Source organism: Methylorubrum subtropicum (genome assembly GCF_038442325.1).
Taxonomy (GTDB): domain Bacteria; phylum Pseudomonadota; class Alphaproteobacteria; order Rhizobiales; family Beijerinckiaceae; genus Methylobacterium; species Methylobacterium subtropicum.
Genome location: NZ_JBBXMW010000025.1, coordinates 1 through 19,583, shown reverse-complemented (window position 1 = coordinate 19,583; position 19,583 = coordinate 1). Strand labels below are relative to the sequence as shown.

General features: G+C 70.3%; 20 protein-coding genes and 1 pseudogene. 9 read left to right on the top strand and 12 right to left on the bottom strand.

Annotated elements, in window-relative coordinates:
- The first annotated feature begins 3 nt into the window (after positions 1 to 3).
- Together AAHG03_RS23755 and AAHG03_RS23750 are read left to right on the top strand one after the other, a co-directional pair.
- Positions 4 to 1,128, top strand: a complete 1,125-nt coding sequence (locus AAHG03_RS23755; protein ID WP_342153707.1) for a branched-chain amino acid ABC transporter substrate-binding protein — start codon at positions 4 to 6, stop codon at positions 1,126 to 1,128.
- Positions 1,129 to 1,545: 417 nt separating this feature from the next.
- Positions 1,546 to 1,894: pseudogene (locus tag AAHG03_RS23750) on the top strand (hypothetical protein); the annotation flags it as partial.
- Between the two features lie 212 nt (positions 1,895 to 2,106).
- Here AAHG03_RS23750 and AAHG03_RS23745 read toward each other — a convergent pair.
- Entirely contained in the window at positions 2,107 to 3,426 is a 1,320-nt protein-coding gene (locus tag AAHG03_RS23745) for a dicarboxylate/amino acid:cation symporter (RefSeq protein WP_342153705.1), read from the bottom strand.
- A 49-nt stretch (positions 3,427 to 3,475) separates the two neighbouring features.
- A complete protein-coding gene (locus tag AAHG03_RS23740) occupies positions 3,476 to 4,867 on the bottom strand; it encodes a GntP family permease (RefSeq protein WP_342153703.1) in 1,392 nt (463 codons plus the stop codon).
- A 189-nt stretch (positions 4,868 to 5,056) separates the two neighbouring features.
- Here AAHG03_RS23740 and AAHG03_RS23735 point away from each other — a divergent pair, with 189 nt between their 5' ends.
- Both AAHG03_RS23735 and AAHG03_RS23730 read left to right on the top strand, forming a co-directional pair.
- The gene (locus AAHG03_RS23735; protein WP_342153701.1) at positions 5,057 to 5,290 is read left to right on the top strand and encodes a DUF4160 domain-containing protein; all 234 of its coding nucleotides are present in this window, start codon (positions 5,057 to 5,059) and stop codon (positions 5,288 to 5,290) included.
- The gene (locus tag AAHG03_RS23730) at positions 5,277 to 5,750 is read left to right on the top strand and encodes a hypothetical protein (protein ID WP_342153699.1); all 474 of its coding nucleotides are present in this window, start codon (positions 5,277 to 5,279) and stop codon (positions 5,748 to 5,750) included. The genes AAHG03_RS23735 and AAHG03_RS23730 overlap by 14 nt, the downstream gene beginning before the upstream one ends.
- A 3-nt stretch (positions 5,751 to 5,753) precedes the next feature.
- Here AAHG03_RS23730 and AAHG03_RS23725 read toward each other — a convergent pair whose 3' ends face one another.
- Both AAHG03_RS23725 and AAHG03_RS23720 read right to left on the bottom strand, forming a co-directional pair.
- Entirely contained in the window at positions 5,754 to 6,245 is a 492-nt protein-coding gene (locus AAHG03_RS23725; protein WP_342153697.1) for a GNAT family N-acetyltransferase, read from the bottom strand.
- Positions 6,246 to 6,337: 92 nt separating this feature from the next.
- The gene (locus AAHG03_RS23720; RefSeq protein ID WP_342153694.1) at positions 6,338 to 7,168 is read right to left on the bottom strand and encodes a DUF3750 domain-containing protein; all 831 of its coding nucleotides are present in this window, start codon (positions 7,166 to 7,168) and stop codon (positions 6,338 to 6,340) included.
- A gap of 256 nt (positions 7,169 to 7,424) precedes the next feature.
- Between AAHG03_RS23720 and AAHG03_RS23715 the strand changes: the two genes are divergently transcribed.
- Together AAHG03_RS23715 and AAHG03_RS23710 are read left to right on the top strand one after the other, a co-directional pair.
- Positions 7,425 to 9,542, top strand: a complete 2,118-nt coding sequence (locus tag AAHG03_RS23715) for a TonB-dependent receptor (RefSeq protein WP_342153693.1) — start codon at positions 7,425 to 7,427, stop codon at positions 9,540 to 9,542.
- A 228-nt stretch (positions 9,543 to 9,770) separates the two neighbouring features.
- Positions 9,771 to 10,196 carry a hypothetical protein gene (locus AAHG03_RS23710; protein ID WP_342153691.1) on the top strand — a complete coding sequence of 142 codons (426 nt, stop codon included), beginning with the start codon at positions 9,771 to 9,773 and terminating at the stop codon, positions 10,194 to 10,196.
- On the opposite strand, the gene AAHG03_RS23705 is transcribed toward AAHG03_RS23710, so the two are convergent.
- The 6 genes from AAHG03_RS23705 to yajC all read right to left on the bottom strand — a co-directional run bounded on the left by AAHG03_RS23705 (position 10,197) and on the right by yajC (position 16,415).
- The gene (locus AAHG03_RS23705) at positions 10,197 to 11,867 is read right to left on the bottom strand and encodes a HAMP domain-containing methyl-accepting chemotaxis protein (RefSeq protein WP_342153689.1); all 1,671 of its coding nucleotides are present in this window, start codon (positions 11,865 to 11,867) and stop codon (positions 10,197 to 10,199) included.
- A gap of 120 nt (positions 11,868 to 11,987) precedes the next feature.
- Positions 11,988 to 12,890: a phytoene/squalene synthase family protein gene (locus AAHG03_RS23700; RefSeq protein ID WP_342153687.1), complete on the bottom strand. Its 903-nt coding sequence runs from the start codon at positions 12,888 to 12,890 to the stop codon at positions 11,988 to 11,990.
- A gap of 96 nt (positions 12,891 to 12,986) precedes the next feature.
- Positions 12,987 to 13,373, bottom strand: a complete 387-nt coding sequence (locus AAHG03_RS23695) for an Mth938-like domain-containing protein (protein ID WP_342153685.1) — start codon at positions 13,371 to 13,373, stop codon at positions 12,987 to 12,989.
- Positions 13,374 to 13,380: 7 nt separating this feature from the next.
- Positions 13,381 to 14,331: a protein translocase subunit SecF gene (secF, locus tag AAHG03_RS23690; protein ID WP_342153682.1), complete on the bottom strand. Its 951-nt coding sequence runs from the start codon at positions 14,329 to 14,331 to the stop codon at positions 13,381 to 13,383.
- An 82-nt stretch (positions 14,332 to 14,413) separates the two neighbouring features.
- The gene (secD, locus tag AAHG03_RS23685) at positions 14,414 to 16,018 is read right to left on the bottom strand and encodes a protein translocase subunit SecD (RefSeq protein ID WP_342153680.1); all 1,605 of its coding nucleotides are present in this window, start codon (positions 16,016 to 16,018) and stop codon (positions 14,414 to 14,416) included.
- Positions 16,019 to 16,082: 64 nt separating this feature from the next.
- Positions 16,083 to 16,415 carry a preprotein translocase subunit YajC gene (yajC, locus tag AAHG03_RS23680; protein WP_342153678.1) on the bottom strand — a complete coding sequence of 111 codons (333 nt, stop codon included), beginning with the start codon at positions 16,413 to 16,415 and terminating at the stop codon, positions 16,083 to 16,085.
- Positions 16,416 to 16,851: 436 nt separating this feature from the next.
- On the opposite strand from yajC, the gene AAHG03_RS23675 reads away from it, so the two are divergent.
- Positions 16,852 to 17,730, top strand: coding sequence for an ATP-binding protein (locus tag AAHG03_RS23675; RefSeq protein WP_342153676.1), 879 nt, complete (start codon positions 16,852 to 16,854; stop codon positions 17,728 to 17,730).
- A 171-nt stretch (positions 17,731 to 17,901) separates the two neighbouring features.
- Here AAHG03_RS23675 and AAHG03_RS23670 read toward each other — a convergent pair whose 3' ends face one another.
- Both AAHG03_RS23670 and AAHG03_RS23665 read right to left on the bottom strand, forming a co-directional pair.
- Positions 17,902 to 18,312: a thiol-disulfide oxidoreductase DCC family protein gene (locus tag AAHG03_RS23670; protein WP_342153674.1), complete on the bottom strand. Its 411-nt coding sequence runs from the start codon at positions 18,310 to 18,312 to the stop codon at positions 17,902 to 17,904.
- Between the two features lie 10 nt (positions 18,313 to 18,322).
- Positions 18,323 to 18,763 carry a hypothetical protein gene (locus AAHG03_RS23665; protein ID WP_342153672.1) on the bottom strand — a complete coding sequence of 147 codons (441 nt, stop codon included), beginning with the start codon at positions 18,761 to 18,763 and terminating at the stop codon, positions 18,323 to 18,325.
- 11 nt (positions 18,764 to 18,774) lie between these two features.
- Here AAHG03_RS23665 and AAHG03_RS23660 point away from each other — a divergent pair, with 11 nt between their 5' ends.
- Complete coding sequence (locus tag AAHG03_RS23660; RefSeq protein ID WP_342153670.1) at positions 18,775 to 18,999, top strand: hypothetical protein; 225 nt, start codon at positions 18,775 to 18,777, stop codon at positions 18,997 to 18,999.
- 11 nt (positions 19,000 to 19,010) lie between these two features.
- Positions 19,011 to 19,370 (top strand): hypothetical protein, encoded by a 360-nt coding sequence (locus AAHG03_RS23655; protein WP_342153668.1) that lies wholly within the window; start codon positions 19,011 to 19,013, stop codon positions 19,368 to 19,370.
- The last annotated feature ends 213 nt before the right edge of the window (positions 19,371 to 19,583 follow it).

The window sequence follows — 19,583 nt, the reverse complement described above, 5'->3', positions numbered from 1 at the left end:
ACCATGAAGCGATTCACACTCCTGGCCGGCCTCGTGCTCGGCCTCGGCCTGAGCGGCGCCGCGCAGGCCCAGATCAAGATCGGGGTCGGCAGCCCGCTCACCGGCAACAGCGCCGCCTTCGGGGCGCAGGTGCGAAACGGCGTCGTCCAGGCGGTCGAGGACATCAACAGGGCCGGCGGCGTGAAGGGCCAGAAGTTCGAGCTCTCCAGCGGCGACGACGCCTCCGACCCCAAGCAGGGCGTGTCGGTCGCCAACAAGTTCGCCTCGGAAGGGGTGAAGATGGTGGTCGGCCACTTCAACTCGGGCGTCTCGATCCCGGCCTCCGACGTCTATCTCGACGCCGGCATCATCCAGATCAGCCCCGGCTCGACCAACGTGAAGTTCACCGAGCGCGGCATGTGGAACACCTTCCGCACCTGCGGCCGCGACGACCAGCAGGGGGCGCTCGCCGGCGAGTACCTCGCGGTGACGCTGAAGGGCAAGAAGATCGCCTTCGTCCACGACAAGACCCCCTACGGCAAGGGCCTCGTCGACGAGACCCTCAAGGCTTACAAGGCCAAGGGCGGCAAGGAGACCATGGTCGAGGGCATCAACCCGGGCGAGAAGGACTATTCGGCGCTGGTGTCGAAGCTGAAGCAGAACGGCATCGATCTGCTCTATTTCGGCGGCTACTACACCGAGGCCGGCCTGATCATCCGCCAGATGCGCGACCAGGGCCTCAAGGCGCCGCTGATGGGCGGCGACGGCATGGTCGACAAGGAACTGGTCGCCATCGCCGGCCCCGCGGCGGAAGGCACGCTCACCACCTTCCCGCCGGACCCCCGCAACAAGCCCGCGGCCAAGGACGTGGTGGCGGCCTTCAAGGCGAAGAACATCGAGCCCGAGGGCTACACCCTCTACGCCTACGCCGCGGTGCAGATTCTGGCGAAGGCCATCGAGGCCACCGGCTCGACCGAAGGCGAGAAGCTCGCCGCCTACCTGCACCAGGGCAAGCCGACCCCGACGGTGCTCGGCGAGATCGGCTACGACAAGAAGGGCGACATCACCCGGCCCGACTACGTGATCTACGAGTGGAAGAAGGGTGCTTCGGGGAACATCGACTACACGGGCAACGAGATCGCGCCGTAAGGCCCGTTCTCGGTTGATCCGCCGCATTCCCCTCTCCTCGCACGCGGGGAGAGGCCTTCATGGACCTCGTCGTCCATGAAGGAAGCGGAGGCGAAGCCGCAGCGGCGGTGAGGGGGCCTCGACGGATGAGGCTCTTTCAAAATCGCCCCCTCACCTTCGGCTGCCCTCTCGCTTCGGCGACGACAGGGTCGCCGAAGCCCCCTCCCCGACTGATCCCGGGCTTGTCCGAGGTCAGCCAGCAAAGTCCGAAGTCGGGCAAGCCCAACTTCGGGCGGGGCGCGGAGGCTGCACGGCATGCGCCGTGATCGGCCGGAGGCGATCGAAGGGTGTGCCGCATTCAGACACCCCGCTCGAACCGCGTCCGCTCGAATCACGCCCCGTGACAGGCATCCGTAGCGACAGCGCCCAAACAAGGACTCCGGCACGCTCAAGCGCGTCGCGGTCAAGCTCTCGAAGATCTGCCACGATCTGCGCCTGCTCTCCTCCGGACTCCGCACCGGAGCATCGTCCCGAAAGGTGGTTTCCGGCTTTCGGAAAAAGACGATGCTGCGTCGAGGGCTCGGTCGGCCTCGTCACGGCGCTGGCGCCGACGCTCGGCTACGAGGCGAGTTCCCCCGTGGCCCGTCGCGCCCTCAAGGAGAACCGCCCGGTCGCCGACCTCGTGCTGGAAGAGGGGCTGCTCACGCGGGCCCAGCTCGACCAGCTGCTCGAACTCGAAGCGATGACCCACCCGACCCGGCGGCAGAAGGCGGGAAGTGCGGGCTGAAGGGGGCGCTCCGAGAGCCGGTTCGACTCTGCGCCATCCCATCCTCACCCTCATCCTGAGGTGCCGCGTCAGCGGCCTCGAAGGAGGGCTCCAGCGGATCGCGCGATACACCGGAGCCCTCCTTCGAGGCTGAGCTGACGCTCAGCACCTCACGATGAGGGAATTGGGTGGGATGAGCCGGTCAAACAGGCTCCGCGCGAGGTGAGCCCGCCCTACCCCGCCGTCACGTCCACCGCCTCCCCGTCCAGCACCCGGCGCGCCCGCTCCCGATCGAGGTCGCCCTCCCAGGCGGCGACCACGACGGTGGCGACACAATTGCCGATGAGGTTGCCGAGCGCCCGGGCCATGCCGATGAACCAATCGACCGAGAGCACCAGCACGAGGCCGATCGCGGGAATCGCCGGCACCGCGTTGAGGGTCGCGGCCAGGATCACGATGGCCGAGCCCGGCACGCCGTGCGCACCCTTGGAGGTGACCAGCGAGACGCCGAGCACCAGCATCAGGTCACCGAACGACAGCGGCGTGTTGGTCGCCTGGGCGATGAAGACGACGGCGAGCGTCAGGTAGATCGAGAAGGCATCGAGGTTGAACGAGTAGCCCGTCGGCACCACGAGGCCGACGGTGGAATCCTTCACGCCGAGATGCACCAGCTTGCGCATGATCTGCGGCAGCACCGCATCCGACGAGGCGGTGCCGAGCACGATGGTGAGTTCGGCCTTGAGGTAGCGCAGGAACTTCCACAGGCTGAGGCCCGACAGCCGCATCACCGCGCCGAGCACCCCGAACACGAACACGGCGACCGCGGCGTAGAACAGGGCGACCAGCGACAGGAGCTGCGTCAGCGAGCCGATGCCGTAGCGCCCGACGGTGTAGGCGACGGCGCCCATCACGCCGAGCGGGGCCACCCGCACGATCAGGCCCATCGCCTTGAACAGCACGACGCTGAGCGCGTCGATCATATCGGAGACCGCCCGCCCCTTCTCGCCGCCGACGAGCGACAGGCTCGCCCCGAACAGGACGGCGAAGAACAGCACCTGCAGCACATCGTTGCGGGCGAGCGCATCGAACACGGTCTTGGGGATCACGTCGAGCAGGAAGGCCGAGATGCCCCCGCCCTGAAGCTTCTGCGCGTTGTCGGCGTGCTGGCCCAGCGCCTTGGCGTCGAGGCTCGCGACATCGATGTTCATGCCGTGGCCGGGCCCGGCGACCCAGGCCAGCACGAGGCCGAGCACGAGCGCGACCGTGGTCATCACCTCGAAATAGATCAGCGCCTTCACGCCCACCCGCCCGACCTTCTTGAGGTCGCCCGCGCCCGCGATGCCGTGGACGACGACGCAGAACACGATCGGCGCGACGATCATCGAGATCAGCTTGAGGAAGGCGTCGCTCAACACCTTCAGGCTCTTGGCGAAGTCCGGCGCCACGAGCCCGAGCAGGATGCCGGCGAGCAGCCCCGCGATCACCTGCGCGAACAGCGACTTGTGCAGCGGCGTGCGCGTCGCCGGCAAAGCGGCGGCTGTGGTGGTGGTCATCGGCTCTGCCCCCTCGTTCCGGCCGGATGAGCAAGGGCGGTGCCAGCGCTCACACCAAGCCGGTCAGGTAGTAGACCCCGATCACGAAGAAGACGGCCAGCGTCTTGATGACGGTGATCGCGAAAATGTCGCCGTAGGACTGGCGGTGGGTGAGGCCGGTGACGGCCAGAAGCGTGATGACGGCGCCGTTGTGGGGCAGCGTGTCCATGCCGCCGCTCGCCATGGAGGCGACGCGGTGCATCACCTCCAGCGGGATGCCGGCGGATTGCGCCGCCTCGACGAAGCGGCCGGACAGCGCGCCCAGCGCGATCGACAGCCCGCCCGAGGCCGAGCCGGTGACGCCGGCCAGCACGTTGACCGTCACCGCCTCGTTGATCAGCGGGTTCGGGATCGCCGAGAGCGCGTCCGAGATCGTCTTGAAGCCGGGCAGCGCGGCGATCACCGCGCCGAAGCCGTATTCGGTGGCGGTGTTCATGCCGGCCAAGAGCGAGCCGGCCACCGCCGCCTTCGAGCCCTCGACGAAGCGGGGCGCGAGGTTGCGATACCCGAGGATGACGGTGGCGAGGATGCCGAGCAGCAGCGCGCCCTCCACCGCCCAGATCGCCGCCACCGCCTTGACCGGCACGGTGACCGGGTGGGCGGCCATCTCGGGGGTGAGGGCCGCGCTCGCGGTCTCGCCGTAGGCCGCCGTGATCCAGCCGAGCAGGAGCTTGTTGCCGATTCCGACGATGAGGAGCGGCAGGATCGCCACCAGCGGGTGGATGACGACCCGGTCCTCCACCGCCTGCGGCTCGTTGGAATGACCCTCGCCGTAGCCCTCGTCGCCCGCCCGGCGGCGGCGCCATTCGAGATAGGTGATCCCGAGCCCGAACACGAAGAGCGCGCCGAGGATGCCGAGGACCGGGGCGGCGTAGGCGTCGGTCTTGAAGAACGAGGCCGGGATGATGTTCTGGATCTGCGGCGTGCCCGGCAGCGTGTCCATGGTGAAGGTGAAGGCGCCGAGGGCGATCGTGCCGGGGATCAGGCGCTTGGGGATGTTCGAGCGCCGAAACAGCTCGGCGGCGAAGGGATAGACCGCGAACACCGCCACGAACAGCGACACGCCGCCATAGGTCAGGATCGCGCCGACCAGCACGATGGCGACGATCGCCCTGCCCTCCCCGAGCAGCCCCGTCACCGCGCCGACGATGGAGCGGGCGAACCCGGAAATCTCCACGAGCTTGCCGAACACGGCGCCGAGCAGGAACACGGGAAAGTACAGCTTCAGGAAGCCGACCAGCTTCTCCATGAACAGGCCGGAGAACAAAGTCGGCACCGCGGCCGGATCGGTCAGCAGCACCGCCCCCATGGCGGCGACCGGCGCGAACAGGATCACCGAGAAGCCGCGATAGGCGATCCCCATCAGGAAGAAGAGCGCCGCGAGGCAGATCAGGAAGCTCAAGGCCGTCATCCCCAAGCGGCCGGTTCGCGACCGCGTGGGACTATGATGTCCGCAAGCGGAGCGGATTCAATACGGCGAAGCCTCGAACGGTGCGGATCGGGCGGGACGTGTCAGGGAGCCGGCGGCGCTTTCGTGTCTTGTGCAGGTGCAATGGTTGCACCATAGTCGGGACATCCCGGATCGCTCGACGTGCCGACCTACGCATCCTTCGATGGCTTCCGTGTCGAGTTGCGCTCGCGCGATCATGCCCCGCCGCATTTCCACGTCGTCGGAGCGGATTTCCATGCCCTCGTCGGGATTCGGGATCTGCGGGTCATGCGGGGCACGATCACACGGCGGGCCCTGGCCGAGGTGGTGGCTTGGGCCGGCGGGCGAACGGACGAGTTGATGGCCGAGTGGAGGCGTCTCAATGAGCGCGACTGACCTAATCGCGGTCGGCGATCCCCTGCCGCGCCTCGCCGCGGTCGAGCCCGCGGAGGAGCCTTACGGCGTGGCGCTCACCTGGGCCGAGGGCGCCCGCGCCGGCCGGCGCGACGTGATCGACCTCGCCCCGATCCTCCTCACCTTCAAGGTGTTTCGCCCGCTGCGGGAGGACGCGGCCCTGTTCGCCGCAATGCGGCTCGGCGAGGGCGGCGTCTCGATCGTCTGGCCGGGCCATCCCGATCTCGACATCGGCGCGGACAGCCTCGAAGAGCTGGCCGAGGAGACGATGACCAATCTCGACTTCGCCGCCTTCTTGGAGCGCAACGGCCTGACCTACGATGCCGCCGCCGTCCAACTCGGCGTGTCGCGGCGCATGGTTGCCTATTACGCCAAGAGTCACGCGGTCCCCCGCCTCGTCGGGCTCGCCTGCCGCTATCTGGAACTGCGCGGCGCGGCCTGACGCCTACAGCACCCGGTGCATCACCAGGGCATCGACCGGCCCGTGGGCGGGATGGCGAAACACGCCCGGCAGGCGGCCGATCTCGCGCATGCCGAGGCCGGTCCAGAGCGCCACCGCGCGGGTGTTGGTCGCCACCACGATGTTGAACTGCATCATCGTGAAGCCGAGGCTTCGCGCGGTCGCGAACGAGTGCAGCCCCATGGCCCGTGCGACGCCCCGGCCGGTCGCTTGGGCATGCGTCGCGTAGGCGCCGTTGGCGACGTGGTCGCCCGCGCCGAGCTGGTTGGCGCGGATGTAGTAGGAGCCGACCACCGCCTCCCCGTCTAGCGCGACGTGGACGTGGTGGCCGGGCGCGAACCAGTAGGCCAGCGCCTGCGCCCGGTCCCAGTCGCGGGGCAGCGCGAAGGCCTCGCCGGCCCGCAGGATGGGTTCGAGGATCGCCCAGATCGCGTCGTGGTCGGTGGGCTCGGCGGGGCGGATCGTGAGGTCGGGCATGGGCCCGCTTTTCCGCACGATAGCGGTCACGGCAAGCCCCTCGTCGGGCTCTGCCCGACGCCCGCCAAAGGGGTGACCCCTTTGGGAACCCGTTAGCCGGAGACCGGGTCGGGCCGGCGGGCCGGCTCTGGACGGGCGGTGTCGCTCCCACCCGGGATCAGGGCGATCCGCCCCCAGCCCGGCAGCTTCAGCGCCGGGCGGCGCCAGTCGAGGCCGGCGACCGCGCCCAAGAGGTTGATCTCGAAGCCGTCGACCCAGCCGATCGTCAGTCCGGCATAGCCCTGGAGCGACAGGCGCAGGCCCGTGTGGCTCGGGGTGACTTCCAGGAAACGGCCCGGCGGGGTCCAGTCCTTGCCGAGCGCGGTCGGCGGCAGCGGCACGTCGTTGTCGGGAATCGCCGCGACGACGTGGGCCGCGAAGGTGTTCGAGTTCGGCCCCGGCCACGCCCGGTACGAGCCGAGGCTGCGGTGCGGGTAGTCGGCCACCGCGGCGCGGATCGCCGGGATCGCGCGCGCCGCCGCCGCCCCGTCGAGGGCCAGCACCGGCTCCGGGTCGTTGCCGAACCAGCGCCCATCCGGGGCGTAGGCGTCGGTCCGCACCGGTGGGCCCCAGCCGACCACGTCGTAACGGGTGTAGCGCGACGCCCCCGCCTCCTTCGTCACCACCCAGCTGTGATGGGCAAAAATACCCCGCCAGCGCCCGACGCGGGCGGCGTAGACCCGCACCATCGCCTCCGGCGCGGCGGAAGGCGGCGGCAGCAGGCCCGCGCTCGACCAGTCGGCCGAGGACCAGCTCTCGGCCCGCCCGCCCTTGGCGTTCCACCACAGGGCATGGGTCGCGAGCGGCAGCAGGAAGGCCAGCACGAGGACGAGGAGGAGGGTGAGGCTGGCGAGGCGCAGGCTCGCGAGAAGGGCAGCGGTCATGTCCGTCGCATGTTGCCGCGGGCCGGCCGCGGTTCAAGCGGCGCGGGGCCGCCTGCGGCCTTTGGCCGGCTCACCTTCATGCGCCCCGTGCGCGCCCGCACGCGGGGCGGGAGTGCGGCTTTACGGCAACGCTTGTCCGCCCGCGCGTTACCGGGGCTCCTTCGCGCTTGTAACAGTGTCACATCCGCGCGATGAAACATTATAACGTGTTGAGCGAGGCGTGATGCGGTCGGCGGCGAGGCGGACGGGGCGGGGCATGCTGCTGGCCGGGACGATCCTGTCCGGCGGGGCAGTGCCGGCCTTCGCGCAACAATCGACGACGCTGGAGGAGCTGAGCGTCGCCGCGAGCCCGGTCCAGCCGGCGGCCAAGCCCGTGGCCGGCGCCTCGCCGCAGGGGCCGCTGCGGATTCCGACCGGCGTGCTGCCGGTGGTGACCGATTCGTTCTCGTCGGTGACGGTGGTGACGCGCTCCGAGATCGAGCGTTCGCAGCCGACGCAGCTCGGTGACGCCCTGTTCGACAAGCCCGGCCTGTCGGCATCGACCTTCGCGCCGGGCGCCGCCTCGCGCCCGATCATCCGCGGCCTCGACAACACCCGCGTGCGCATCCAGGAGAACGGCGTCGGCATCGGCGACGTCTCGGAGCTGTCCGAGGACCATGCGGTGCCGATCAACCCGATCGCCACCGACCGGATCGAGGTGGTGCGCGGCCCCGCCGCGCTCCGCTACGGCAGCCAGGCGATCGGCGGCGTGGTGGCCGCCGAGAACAACCGGGTGCCGACCTTCATCCCCGTCGGCGGCGTCGCCGGCCGGGTGACGACGGGCTATTCCAGCGTCGACAACGGCTACAACACCGCGGCCAGCGTGGATGCGGGCGGCGACGGCATCGCCGTCCACGCCGACGGCTTCCGCAGCCAGGGCGACAGCTACAACACGCCCGCCGGCATCCAGACGAACTCGCAATACCGGTCGCAGGGCGGCGCGGTCGGCATCTCGGTGATCGGCGACCGCGGTTTTGTGGGCATCTCCTACAGCCATTACGACGCGCTCTACGGCATCCCCGGCGGCGGCTCGGCGGAGCGGCGCGTGCTGCTCGACCCGGTGCAGGACCGGGTGCTGGCCCGCGGCGAGTACCGGCCGCTCGAAGGGCCCTTCGCGGTGATCCGCTTCTGGGCCGGCGGCTCGGTCTACAAGCACAACGAGAGCGGGCTGGAGGACGATGGGCTTCGCGCCATCGGCTCGACCTTCAAGAGCCGCGAGGTCGAGGGCCGGGTCGAGGCGCAGCACGTGCCGGTGGACCTGTCGTTCGGCGTGCTCACCGGCGCGGTCGGCGTCCAGTCGGACCGGCGGGTGCTCGGCACCTCGGGCGAGGCGGGCGGCCTCATCGCGCCGACCGACGCGCGGGCCAACGCCCTCTACGTGTTCGAGGAACTGGCGCTGCCGTCGGGCACCCGCTTCCAGGCGGCGGGCCGCATTGAGGGCAGCCGGGCGACCGGCACCGCGACGAACTTCCCCGGCGACTTCCTGCCCGGCCCGGTCGATCCGCTGGAATTCGACCGCCGCCGCCGCTTCGCCCCCAAGAGCGCGAGCTTCGGCGTGCTGCAGGACCTGCCGGGCGACTTCGTCGGCAGCCTGACGGCATCTTACGTCGAGCGTAGCCCCTCCGTGCTCGAACTCTATTCGCGCGGGCCCCACGAGGCGACCGAGACCTTCGAGATCGGCGCCCCGAACCTGAAGCTGGAGCGCGCCCGCACCCTCGAACTCGGCATCCGCCGCGCGGTCGGGCCGCTCCGCCTCGACGCCACCGGCTACGTCACCCGCTACACCGGCTTCATCTACAAGCGCGAGACCGGCACGTTCTGCGGCGACGAGTTCTCGACCTGCGGCGCCGAGGACGAACTGCGCCAGATCGTCTACACCCAGGCCAACGCGCAGTTCTACGGCGCCGAGATCGGCGCCCAGCTCGACCTGATCCCGGTCGGCAACGGCTTCATCGGGCTCGACGCGCAGTACGATTTCGTCCGCGCGCAGTTCGACAACGGCAGCTTCGTGCCGCGCATCCCGCCCCACCGGGTCGGCGGCGGCGCCTATCTGCGGGCCGACGGCTGGTACGCCCGCGTCTTCCTGCTCCACGCCTTCGCCCACACCGAGACCGCCCCGATCGAGACGCCGACGCCGGGCTGGGACGATCTGCGCGCCGAGATCAGCTATACGAAGCCGCTCGATCCGGCGGTGTACGGGGCGAGCGAGATCACGCTGGGCTTACAGGGCCGCAACCTGCTCGACGACCGCATCCGCAACTCGGCCTCGTTCAAGAAGGACGAGATTCTGCTGCCGGGGCGGAATTTGCGGTTGTTTCTGACGGCGCGGTTCTGAAGAAGCACCGTCGTCATTCCGGGGCCGCGAAGCGGAACCCGGAATCCACCCGTGATGCGATGCTGAAAGAAGCGTCGCGGCCAGTCGTGGATTCCGGGTTCTCGCCTGCGGCGAGCCCCGGAATGACGGCGGTGGGGGTTGGGCACGGGCTCTCGGTCCTCGCCTCGAACATTCGACAGCCCCCGATCCGCGGCGTAGGATCGCCCCGCAATCAGGAGGCGGGCGGTCATGGCGATGCACGTTCCGGCAATCGGGGTTTCAGGCACGGCCTCACGCCGACGCGTCGGGCCCCGAACCCTCCTCCTCGCCGCGGCCTTCCTCGCCGCCGGGGCCGTGCTGGCGACCTACGATCCCACGGCCAAGAGTGCCGTCGAGGCCGATCTCGCCCGCGTGCTTCAGTTCATGGCGGCCCTCAAGCTCGCCTTCGCGGCCTGCGCCCTGGGCCTGTCGTGGTGGCGGCTCGCCCGGCCGGCGGAGGGGTGGCGCGGGATTGCCTATGTGGCCGGCCCGCCGCTCTCGCTCGGCGGCGGGCTGCTGATGCTGTCGCTGGCCCATCCGGGGCTCGCCGCGATCGGCGTCCATGCGGGGCTCGCGGCGGTGATCGCCGCCGCCCTGACCGACAAGGATTTTTTCACGGGCCGGCGGCGGCTCTGATCAGGCGGCGCGGACGCGGGCGAGGAAGCTCGCGACCTCGGCGCTGAGATGCTCGGATTGCCGCGACAGGGCGGCGGAGGCCGACAGCACGTGGGTCGCCGCCGCGCCCGTCTGCTCGGAGGCTTCGGCCACCTCGACGATGCTGCCCGTGACGGCGCTCGCCCCGCTCGCCGCCTGGGCCACGTTGCGCACGATCTCCTGGGTCGCGGCGCCCTGCTCCTCCACCGCCGCCGCGATGCCGGTGCTCATGGTGTCGATCTCGCGGATGCGGCCCGAGATCGCCCCGATGGCGATCACCGCCTGATCGGTCGCCCCCTGGATCGCGCCGATCTGGCCGGAGATCTCGTCGGTGGCCTTGGCCGTCTGGCTGGCCAGCTCCTTCACCTCGGAGGCGACGACGGCGAAGCCCCTCCCCGCCTCGCCGGCGCGGGCCGCCTCGATGGTCGCGTTGAGGGCCAGGAGGTTGGTCTGCGCGGCGATGTTGGAGATCAGGCCGACCATGTCGCCGATCTTGGCCGAGCTGAGCTTGAGCGCCTGCACCAGCGCCGCGGTCCGGTCGGCCTCGGCGACGGCGGTCTGGGCGAGCGCGGCCGAGTTGCCGACCTGCCGGCCGATCTCGTGCACCGAGGAGCCGAGTTCCTCGGCCGCCGCCGCCACGGTGTTGACGTTGGTCGCGGCCTCCTCGGCCGAGGCCGCGACGGAGCCGGAGCGCGCGGCGGTCTGCGCCGCGCTCGCGGTCATCTGCTGGGCCGTCGCCTGCAGTTCGCTCGCCGACGACGACACCGTCCCGACGATGCTGCCCACCGCCCGCTCGAACCCGTCGGCCATCTGGCGCATGCCGGCCTTGCGCTGCTCCTCCGCGCTCGCACGGGCGAGGCGGGTGTCCTCCTCCAACTGGCGGGTCCGCAGGATGTTGTCGCGCGAGGCCTCGACCGCGCCCGCGATCGCCCCGATCTCGTTGGTGAGGCGGGTGAACGGCACCGCGGCTTGCGCGTCGCCCGCGGCCAGCGCCCGCATCCGCGCGATCAGGCGGTCGAGCGGGCGGGTGAGGCCGAGCACCACAAAGGCGAGGCCGGCGAGCCCGATGGCGAGGGCGAGGCCGCCGAGGAGCGCCGTCAGCCCGATCGCGGTGTCGTAGGTGGCCGCCGCCGCCGTCCGGGCGCGGTCGCCGCCCTCGATGTTGATGGCCGTGCCCCGGTCGAGGGTCTTCACCGCGCTCTCGAAGCTCGTGCGCGAGGCCGCGAACAGTTCGACCATCCGGCCCCGGTCGCCCGCGAGCGAGGCCGCCTGGAGCTGGCTGCGCACAGTGAGATAGTCGCTCCAGTTCTTGCGGAAGGTGGTCCAGGCGTCCCGCTCCTCCTCGCTCGCGATCAGCGGGACGTAGCGCGTGGCCGTCGCCTCGGTCTCGGCGAGGCGCCCGTCGCCGGTCTTGACCAGTTCGGCGTGCGGCTCGGTCGCGGTGACGAAGCGGGCATCGACCAGCCGCAGGCGGGTGATCCGGTACTTGAGTTCGCCGAGTTCGCGCACGCTCGGCAGCCAGTTGTCCGACAGATCGACCGCGTTGGCGTTGACGGCCCGCAACTGGGTGAGACTCAGGGTCCCCTGCCCCAGGATCGCCAGGGAGAGGCCGCCCACCAATCCGATGAGCGTGTGTTTGATCCGGACGTTCACGGCTTAAGCCCCCGATTATCCTATGATAATTGGGCGGCTGGATGAACGGACCGTAAATTTTCGCCAATCGTCGCCGGGCGTCGGGATGATTTCGGAGTCTGGTTCGTTATCGAACTCAAATTACGCGCGCCGCGCCGCCCGCCACAGCCGCCAGATCTTGCGCCAGCGGGCGATCTCGACCGACGTGTTGAGCGGGTCGTAGCCCGGCCGCTCCATCGCGGCGAGGTAGGGCTCGACCAGCGCCGCGGGCAGGAAGGCGGCGCGCGCGGCGGGCGCGATGGTGCTCCGCGCCGCCTCGTAGGAGGCGAGGTGCTGGCGGGCGAGCGCGCGCAGTTCGGCGCAGGTCCGCACGAGGCCGGGGCCGCCGCGGCCCGACACCACGTCCTCGCGGGTGACGCCGTTCTTCCGCAGGAGGTCGCCGGGCAGGTAGACCTGCCCCTGGCGGGCGTGCCAGGGCAGCGCCCGCAGCAGCCCGGTGATGCCGTAGGCCACGCCCGCGTGACCCGCGGCCGCCGCGCCGCCGGGCTCGGCCCCGTCGGCGAGCACCAGGGCGGAGAGGCGCATCAGCGAAGCGGCGGTCTCGCCGCAATAGCCCTCCAGATCGTTCACCCGCGGCATCGGGTCGTCGTAGAGGTCGAACACCCGGGCATCGATCAGATCGACGAAGGGCTGACGCCCGAGGCGGCGGGCGACGATGGCGTCCTCCAGCGCCGCCGCGACGGGGTTAGCCCGCACGTCGCCCCGCGCCTCGCCCTGGAGCGCGTCGCGCCACCATTGCAGGCGGATCTCGCCGGCCATCGGGTTGCCCGCGGCCTCGCGCACGCGGGCCACCGTGAGGCTGAAGGCCGAGAGCGCGAACAGGTGCGGCCGGAAGGCCGCCGGGGCGAACAGGGTGGCGAAGTAGCGGTCGGGGTCGCCCTCGCGCACCAGCTCCTCGCAATGGCGAAAGGCGAAGGCGAGGCCGCCGCCGCTCTCAGGCTGAGGGCTCGGCGCGGTGCGGGTCTCGTCGGGGCGCGGCGTCATGGAGCGGGGCTCATGCGGCGTCGGGTGGTTCGGGAGCGGCCGCAAGCGGCGTGCCTCGTGAACGCGCGAGCGCGGCCGGTTCTCCCGCGGGCGGCACTACGGCACGGCGATGAGCGCGGCCGCGACCTTGCGGTTCTCCGCGGCCAGGATGTTGTACGTGCGCGCCGCCGCCCCCGTCTGCATCGCGTCGAGGCCGATGCCCGCGGCCTTCAGGCGCTGCCGGAGAGGATCGGGCAGGAACACGATGTCGGCGCCAGTGCCCACCAGCAGGAGTTCGATTCCCTCCCGCTCGGCCAGCACCGCTGCGAGGCTCGCCGTGGTGATGGCGTCCGCCCGCTCCACTTCCCAGGCGTGGACGCCGGACGGCAGCATCAGGATCGAGCCCCGGTGCGACATATCGCCGAAGCGGAAACCGCCGTTGCCGTAGGCGTCGATGCCGTGGCGGCCGGGCAGGAAGCCGCCGGGGCGCGGGGCGTCGCTCACCGTCCGCTCACTCCGCCGCCTGCGGCCGCGCCAGCCCGGACTCGCGCTGGCCCGACTTCGCGCCCGAAAGGGTGAGACCGATATAGATCAGCGACGGCGTCGAGACGAAGATCGCCGAGTAGGTGCAGATCGCCACGCCCGCCAGCATCACCACGGCAAAACCCTTGATCGCCTCGCCGCCGAATAGCACCAGCGCGACGAGCGACAGGATCGTCGACATCGACGTCATCACCGTGCGCGACATGGTGGAGTTGATCGACAGGTTGAGGAGATCGACCACCGGAATGGTCTTGTAGCGGCGCATCAGCTCGCGGGTGCGGTCGAACACCACCACGGTCTCGTTGAGCGAGTAGCCGACGATGGTCAGGATCGCGGCGATCGAGGTCATGTTGAACTCGATGCCCGTGACGATGAACACGCCGACCGTGAGCACGATGTCGTGCAGGGTGCCGACGATGGCGCCGAGCGCGAGTTCACGTTCGAAGCGGAACCACAGGTAGAGCAGCACGGCCAGCACCGAGAGCACGACGCCGACGGTGCCGGACTGGACCAGCTCGCCCGAGACGCGGGGGCCCACCGTCTCGGTGCGGCGGAAGTCGTAATGCGCGTCGAAGGCGGCGTGCGCCTTCTGCATCACCACGGTCTGGCCCTGCTCGCCGGCCTGGAGGGGGAAGCGCACCAGCACCTGCCCCTCGCCGCCGAGCTCCTGCACCTCGGTCTCGCCGAAGCCGAAGCCGTTGGCGGTCTCGCGGATCTCGGCGACGTTCGCCTTCTGGCCGGGCTTGACCTGCAGCTCGACGAGGGTGCCGCCCTTGAAGTCGATGCCGTAGTTCAGCCCCACGGTGAGGAACAGCACCACGGTCGCCACGGAGATGAGCGCCGAGAGCGGGAAGGTGAACCGCCGGAACCGCATGAAGTCGAAATGCGATTCATCGGGCCAGAGGCGAAGCAGGCGCATGGTCGGTCTCGGAGCCTGAAGGCGGCGCGGCGCCTTCCGTCATACGGGCGAGGCGGCCTGCCGCGCGGCAGGCCGGGAGCGATCAGAACGGCAGGGCTTTCGGCCGGAAGGTGTTGTACCACAGCGCGATCATCATGCGGGTCAGCGTCACCGCCGTGATGACCGTGGTGAGGATGCCGAGGATGAACACCACGGCGAACCCCTTCACCGGGCCGGAGCCCATGAAGAACAGGATGATGGCGGCGATCGCCATGGTCGAGTTCGAGTCGACGATGGTGGCGAAGGCCCGGTCGAAGCCGGCCTGGAGCGCCGAGACCAGCGAGCGGCCGGAGCGGGCCTCCTCGCGCATGCGCTCGTAGATCAGCACGTTGGAATCGACTGCGGTGCCGATGGTGAGCACGATGCCGGCGATGCCGGGCAGCGTCATCGTCGCCTCCAAGACCGACATCAGGCCGAGGATGAGGCCGACGTGCACGAAGAGCGCGATGTTGGCGATGAAGCCGAACACGCCGTAGGTCGCGAACATGAAGATCACGACCAGCACCGCGGCGACGATGGTCGCCCGCGTGCCGGCCTCGATCGAGTCGCGGCCGAGGCCGGGGCCGACGACGCGGCGCTCGACCACGGTGAACTTGGCCGGCAGGGCGCCCGCGCGCAGCAGCACCGAGAGGTCGTTGGCCTGCTGGACGGTAAAGTTGCCGGTGATCTGGCCCGAGCCGCCGGTGATGGCCGAGCGGATCACGGGGGCCGACTGGACCACGCCGTCGAGCACGATCGCCATGCGGCGCCCGACGTTCTCCGAGGTCGCCTGACCGAATTTCTGGGCGCCCTTCAGGTTGAACTTGAAGCTCACCATCGGCTCGTGGGTCTGCGTGTCGAAGGCCGGCTGGGCGTCGGTCAGCTCGCTGCCGTCGGCCATCACCCGCCGCTCCACCGGCACCTTGGCGCCGCCCTCGTCCTTGTTGGGCAGGAGATCGACGTCGCCGGACGGCGAGTCGGCGAGCATGCGGAATTCGAGCTTGGCGGTGGAGCCGAGCAGCGCCTCTAGGCGGCTCGGATCCTGCTCGCCCGGCACCTGGATCAGGATGCGGTCGGCGCCCTGCTGCTGGATCGAGGGCTCCAGCGTGCCGGTGGAGTCGAGGCGGCGGCGGATGACCTCGATGCCCTGGGTCACGGCGCGGCGGGTGCGCTCGGTGAGGCCGGCATCGGTGAAGGAGAGCTGGATCAGCCCGTCGGGCTGCTCGGCGATGTCGAGGGTGCTGCCGCCGCCGGGGCCGACCAGCGCGTTCTGGATCGGCTGGGCCAGTTCGCGCAGCTTCGGCAGCACCTTGGCCCGGCCCGCCGCGTCCGGCACGCGCACCTGCACGCCGCGCTTCAGCGTCTGGATGCCGCCCTCGGCCCGCACGCCCTCCTGCTGGAGCACGCGGCGCACGTCGTCACGCAGGCCCTTCACCATGCCGCCGACGAGGTCGTTCTGATCGACCTCCAGCAGGAGCTGCGAACCGCCCTGGAGGTCGAGGCCGAGCACGATCGCCCGCGTCGGCACCATCCACTGGATCGAGGCCGGCAGCGCCTTGACGAAGCCCTCGCGCTGCTCCTTCGAGAAGAAGCTCGGAACCGCGAGGCTCAGGCCGATCAGGATGATCGCCAGGGTCGCGAAGATCTTGGATTTCGAGAAGCGCAGCATCCGCCCGTTCCGACTTTTTCGTCATTGGCGCCGGGCCCTTGGCCCGACGCGCTCAAGCGGTGCTTCAGGACGCCTTGACGGGCGCGCCCTTGACGCGGACCTCGGAGACCATGGTGCGCACCACCCGCACGCGGACATTCGGGGCGATCTCGACCTCGATCTCGTTGGAATCGTCGACCACCTTCGTCACCCGGCCGACGAGGCCGCCGGTCGTCACGACGGTGTCCTCGCGGCGCAGGTTCTTGACCATGCTCTGGTGATCCTTGAGCCGGCGCTGCTGCGGGCGCAGGATCAGGAAGTACATGATCACGAAGATCAGGACGAAGGGGACGAACTGCAACGCGACATCCGCGCCGCTCGCGGCTCCAGTTGCTTGCGCGAAGGCGGGGGTGATCACGCGGTCGAACTCCTGAAACGGGGACGGGCCCGTGGGCTACGGGAGCCGCGGGCCATGCGAGACGACGGGCCTGTCGAAAAGCGCGCGGACTATAGCCACGGGCGATTCGAAAGCAACGGCACGCGGCGTCCGACCGGAGTTTCGCGGCCGGTCGTCGCGATTGGCCCCGTCTCATCCGCTCCCGCCGTCATTCCGGGGCCGCGCAGCGGAACCCTGAATCCACCCGAGATGCGCGGCCCTTCGCACCGTCGCGGCCAGTCGTGGATTGCACGCCTCCGGCGCGCCCCTTCGGGTCCGGGTTCGCCTACGGCGCCCCGGAATGACGGCCTAGCCAGAAACCCGCATACGCCCCGCCGCGCCTCCCCATTTCCGCAGGAAGCGCCTACACAGCCGCGTGATACGGGGCAGGTGCCCCCCTTCGAGAACCGGACACGCCATGGCCGCTGCGCCGACGCCCGCCGACCTGTTGCCGCTGTTGGAGCGGATCGCCGCCGCCCTGGAGCGCGCCGCGCCCGCTTCCGTCCCGAAGGTGGACACGAACGCCGCCGACGCCTTCGTCTGGGGGCCCGAGCGCCGGCTGATCCCGGTCCCGAAGGTCAATCGCGTCGAGATCGGTCTGCTCACCGGCATCGACCGCGCCCGCGACACCCTGGTGGAGAACACCGAGCGCTTCGCGAAGCGGTTGCCGGCCAACAACGCGCTGCTGTGGGGCGCCCGCGGCATGGGCAAGTCGTCGCTGGTCAAGGCGGCGCATGCCGAGATCAACGCCCGCCGGGCTTCGGATGCGCTGCCGATGAAGCTCGTGGAGATCCACCGCGAGGACATCGAGGCGCTGCCCGAGCTGATGAGCCTGCTCCGCGACGATCCCCACCGCTGGCTGGTGTTCTGCGACGACCTGTCGTTCGATGCCGACGACACCTCCTACAAGTCGCTCAAGACCGCGCTCGACGGCGGCATCGAGGGCCGGCCCGAGAACATCCTGTTCTACGCCACCTCCAACCGGCGCCATCTGCTCGCCCGCGAGATGGTCGAGAACGAGCGCTCCACCGCGATCAATCCCGGCGAGGCGGTGGAGGAGAAGGTCTCGCTCTCCGACCGCTTCGGCCTCTGGCTCGGCTTCCACAAATGCAGCCAGGGCGAGTATCTGGCGATGATTTCCGCCTACGTGCAGCGCCACGGCCTCAAGGTCGAGCCGGAGCGGCTGCGCGCCGAGGCGCTGGAATGGTCCACCACGCGGGGCTCGCGCTCGGGCCGCACGGCGTTCCAGTTTATTCAGGATCTGGCGGGGCGGCTGGGGCAGCGGCTCGACGGCTGAACGCCTCGACCAAACCCCCTCATTACCCCCATCCCCTCATCCTGAGTTGCGTAGCCGAAGGCGAAGCCTCGAAGGAGGGCTCCAGCCAGCCGCGCGATCCGCTGGAGCCCTCCTTCGAGGCCGCTTCGCGGCACCTCAGGATGAGGGGGATGGGGTGGAGAGACGGGCGGCTCAGATCAGTCGCAGCCGCCTTAAGGTCCGCGCGAGGAACGGTCGCAATGGGAGCGACAGGCGGTAGGCGGCTTCCGCCGGGACGAGGAGCAGGCGGCGGCCGAACACGCGCAGCGACAGGAGGCGCCCGAGCCAGCGCCAGCCCGGCAGGGCGAGCCAGAGGCGGGCGAAGGCGGCGGCGCCGTCGGTGAGTTTTTGGTCGCGCCCGCGCACATGGAAGCGGCGGAGCGCGGACGCCCGGTCGAGGTCCGGGCCGAGCGCGGCGCCCTCCCCCGACACGTCGACGAAGGCGAGGCGTTCGGCGCCGCGGCTCTTGCGGTAATGGCCGATCTCGGCGCGGCAGAGCGGGCAGCCGCCGTCGTAATAGACGGTCAGGTCGGCCGCATCCGGGGGCGGGCGGCGCTCGGTCATGCGCTCGGGCTCACGGTCGGCGGCTGACCTGGGTGACCGGCTCGGTCGGTCCGTCGATGGACCGGATCTGGTTGGTGGTCGGGCCGGTGCCCATGAACAGCGCGACGATGCCGAGCCCGGCCACCATCACGCCCGCCGCGAACACCATGAAGAGCGTCTCAATCGTCCGCATCGCGAAAATCCTGTCCTTCTGCTGTCTTCGAAGGCGGTCGCGGCCGGAAATCACGCTTCCGGCGCCGCCCGTGTTGCGACGGGAGATCGGGCCGGAGCCGGGAGCGTCCAGGCCAAGAATGTCGCGTCTCGCGCCGATGTGAAGTTTCGTCCATAATTGTCGCAGGGACAGCACTTCGGAAAGGCAGAATTGGGAGAAATATTTCGCGTTTTGACGAATTGTCGCAGTGTAGAACCATGGCGAGGGGCGGGCGTTGGCTGCCGAGTTCTTGCTAACCACGAGGTCAGATCATGACGCCGGACAAGCTTCCGACCGATGCGGCGCGCCAGGGCCAGCGGGGCCGGCCCGTGCTCGTCGTCCTGCTCGCGAGCCTCGCCGTGCTGGCGGTGGCGCTGGTCGGGCTCGTGACGTGGCAGGGGGCGAATGCGCCCAAGGACTACGCGAGCCTGAGTCAGGACGCGGCCCGCCACACCGCCGTCTCGCCGAACCCGGCGCCGGCACCCAAGCCGCAGTAAGGGCCGGCGCGATGCTTCCGCTTCGATCCGAGACGCCGCCGCCGCCGGCGAACCTCGATTTCGGGCTCGCCCCGGACGACGCGGCGCCGAACGTCGCGCAGCTGAAGGCCGACATCGATGCCGGCCGTACCGGCGACAAGGCTCCGCACGGCGATATCGGCGCGGCCCCGCTCGGCACCTGCGAGGAGGCCGGCGGCGCGCCGCCGACCCCGCAGGAGGTGCGCGAGGCCCGCCGCTACCGCGCCGCGCCCTCGGTGCGGGCCGCGATGGACCCGCACGGCGAGCGCTCCTTCGTCATGCCGCTGTTCTGGGCGACCGCGGGCAGCATGGCCGGCCTCGTCGCGCTGGGGCTGGTGTTCTTTCCGGGCTGAGGCCCTGACAGCCCGCGCCGTCATCGCGAGGCGGAACTGACGCGCGGTCCGACGCGGCGCTTCTTATCACCCTCCCCCTCATCCTGAGAGCCTGTTTGAGATCGCGATCTTATGCGGGATTGTTGAGGGCGTTGGCGGCCATGAGGCAGGCGACGCAGGCAAGACGGCCGGTCGCGACATCGAGGCGGCCGGCCCGCTCGCGCAGCAGACCGC

What these genes read in the sequence shown, in the direction of transcription:
- AAHG03_RS23755 (WP_342153707.1), top strand. Translation starts at nt 4, where the DNA reads ATGAAGCGATTCACACTCCTGGCCGGCCTCGTGCTCGGCCTCGGCCTG.
- AAHG03_RS23745 (WP_342153705.1), bottom strand. Translation starts at nt 3,426, where the DNA reads ATGACCACCACCACAGCCGCCGCTTTGCCGGCGACGCGCACGCCGCTG.
- AAHG03_RS23730 (WP_342153699.1), top strand. Translation starts at nt 5,277, where the DNA reads ATGAGCGCGACTGACCTAATCGCGGTCGGCGATCCCCTGCCGCGCCTC.
- AAHG03_RS23725 (WP_342153697.1), bottom strand. Translation starts at nt 6,245, where the DNA reads ATGCCCGACCTCACGATCCGCCCCGCCGAGCCCACCGACCACGACGCG.
- AAHG03_RS23720 (WP_342153694.1), bottom strand. Translation starts at nt 7,168, where the DNA reads ATGACCGCTGCCCTTCTCGCGAGCCTGCGCCTCGCCAGCCTCACCCTC.
- AAHG03_RS23715 (WP_342153693.1), top strand. Translation starts at nt 7,425, where the DNA reads ATGCTGCTGGCCGGGACGATCCTGTCCGGCGGGGCAGTGCCGGCCTTC.
- AAHG03_RS23710 (WP_342153691.1), top strand. Translation starts at nt 9,771, where the DNA reads ATGGCGATGCACGTTCCGGCAATCGGGGTTTCAGGCACGGCCTCACGC.
- AAHG03_RS23700 (WP_342153687.1), bottom strand. Translation starts at nt 12,890, where the DNA reads ATGACGCCGCGCCCCGACGAGACCCGCACCGCGCCGAGCCCTCAGCCT.
- secF (WP_342153682.1), bottom strand. Translation starts at nt 14,331, where the DNA reads ATGCGCCTGCTTCGCCTCTGGCCCGATGAATCGCATTTCGACTTCATG.
- secD (WP_342153680.1), bottom strand. Translation starts at nt 16,018, where the DNA reads ATGCTGCGCTTCTCGAAATCCAAGATCTTCGCGACCCTGGCGATCATC.
- AAHG03_RS23675 (WP_342153676.1), top strand. Translation starts at nt 16,852, where the DNA reads ATGGCCGCTGCGCCGACGCCCGCCGACCTGTTGCCGCTGTTGGAGCGG.
- AAHG03_RS23670 (WP_342153674.1), bottom strand. Translation starts at nt 18,312, where the DNA reads ATGACCGAGCGCCGCCCGCCCCCGGATGCGGCCGACCTGACCGTCTAT.
- AAHG03_RS23660 (WP_342153670.1), top strand. Translation starts at nt 18,775, where the DNA reads ATGACGCCGGACAAGCTTCCGACCGATGCGGCGCGCCAGGGCCAGCGG.
- AAHG03_RS23655 (WP_342153668.1), top strand. Translation starts at nt 19,011, where the DNA reads ATGCTTCCGCTTCGATCCGAGACGCCGCCGCCGCCGGCGAACCTCGAT.